This is a genomic window from Piscibacillus salipiscarius JCM 13188 (assembly GCF_001311865.1).
GTDB classification, from domain to species: Bacteria; Bacillota; Bacilli; order Bacillales; family Alkalibacillaceae; genus Piscibacillus; species Piscibacillus salipiscarius.
Map to the genome: position 1 here is coordinate 1 of NZ_BBCD01000059.1, position 1,169 is coordinate 1,169.

Consider the following 1,169-nt stretch of genomic DNA (forward strand, 5'->3'; position numbering starts at 1 on the left):
GTTAACCTTTTGATCTTTTTCTCTAGAAACAAAAATCTAGAAAAATATAAAAAAGTCCTTGCATTTTTAGCGTAAGGTGAATATAATATTACTTGTCCTTGAAAAAAGGTTTTACATAAGCGGCCTAAAAAGGTCCGGTGACGATGGCAGAGAGGTCACACCTGTTCCCATGCCGAACACAGCAGTTAAGCTCTCTAGCGCCGATGGTAATTGGGGTGTTTCCCCTGTGAGAGTAGGACGTTGCCGGGCAATTGACCCTGGAGGATTAGCTCAGCTGGGAGAGCACTTGCCTTACAAGCAAGGGGTCGGTGGTTCGAGCCCGCCATCCTCCACCATTTAACAATCTAATATAAGCCGGCCTAGCTCAATCTGGCAGAGCAACTGACTTGTAATCAGTAGGTTGGGGGTTCGAGTCCCTCGGCCGGCACCACTTAGATAACAGACAAATATTTATTAGAACAACGTTCTAGTTCTCAATGTTTTGAGCCATTAGCTCAGTCGGTAGAGCATCTGACTTTTAATCAGAGGGTCGGAGGTTCGAATCCTCCATGGCTCACCACCTTTGCGGGTGTGGCGGAATTGGCAGACGCGCTAGACTTAGGATCTAGTGTCTTACGACGTGGGGGTTCGACTCCCTCCACCCGCACCATTTAATTAAATATAATTGCGGAAGTAGTTCAGTGGTAGAACACCACCTTGCCAAGGTGGGGGTCGCGGGTTCGAATCCCGTCTTCCGCTCCATAAGTCCTGCCGGGGTGGCGGAATTGGCAGACGCACAGGACTTAAAATCCTGCGGTGGGTTACCACCGTGCCGGTTCGAGTCCGGCCCTCGGCACCATATATATTGCGCCCGTAGCTCAATTGGATAGAGCGTCTGACTACGGATCAGAAGGTTAGGGGTTCGACTCCTCTCGGGCGCGCCATATAACGGGAAGTAGCTCAGCTTGGTAGAGCACTTGGTTTGGGACCAAGGGGTCGCAGGTTCGAATCCTGTCTTCCCGATTTTGATTGTGGGGCCTTAGCTCAGCTGGGAGAGCGCCTGCTTTGCACGCAGGAGGTCAGCGGTTCGATCCCGCTAGGCTCCACCATTATTTTTGAATTGATTGTTGACTTATAACAATTAAAATGGTATATTAATAAAGTCGCTGTTTTGAAGGCGGCCGACATTT

At 49.5% G+C, this 1,169-nt stretch carries 9 tRNA genes and 1 rRNA gene; all 10 read left to right on the plus strand.

Annotation, left to right across the window (positions count from 1 at the left end):
* The first annotated feature begins 133 nt into the window (after nucleotides 1–133).
* The 10 genes from rrf to JCM13188_RS17220 all read left to right on the plus strand — a co-directional run bounded on the left by rrf (nucleotide 134) and on the right by JCM13188_RS17220 (nucleotide 1,088).
* Nucleotides 134–249 (plus strand): 5S ribosomal RNA (rrf, locus tag JCM13188_RS17175).
* A 10-nt stretch (nucleotides 250–259) separates the two neighbouring features.
* Nucleotides 260–335, plus strand: a tRNA-Val gene (locus JCM13188_RS17180).
* Nucleotides 336–353: 18 nt separating this feature from the next.
* Nucleotides 354–430 (plus strand) — tRNA-Thr (locus JCM13188_RS17185).
* A gap of 53 nt (nucleotides 431–483) precedes the next feature.
* Nucleotides 484–559 (plus strand) — tRNA-Lys (locus tag JCM13188_RS17190).
* 5 nt (nucleotides 560–564) lie between these two features.
* A tRNA-Leu gene (locus tag JCM13188_RS17195) sits at nucleotides 565–649 on the plus strand.
* A 17-nt stretch (nucleotides 650–666) separates the two neighbouring features.
* Nucleotides 667–741 (plus strand) — tRNA-Gly (locus JCM13188_RS17200).
* A gap of 8 nt (nucleotides 742–749) precedes the next feature.
* Nucleotides 750–838: transfer RNA gene (locus JCM13188_RS17205), tRNA-Leu, on the plus strand.
* 8 nt (nucleotides 839–846) lie between these two features.
* Nucleotides 847–923: transfer RNA gene (locus tag JCM13188_RS17210), tRNA-Arg, on the plus strand.
* 5 nt (nucleotides 924–928) lie between these two features.
* Nucleotides 929–1,002, plus strand: a tRNA-Pro gene (locus tag JCM13188_RS17215).
* Nucleotides 1,003–1,012: 10 nt separating this feature from the next.
* A tRNA-Ala gene (locus JCM13188_RS17220) sits at nucleotides 1,013–1,088 on the plus strand.
* Nucleotides 1,089–1,169 lie beyond the last annotated feature (81 nt).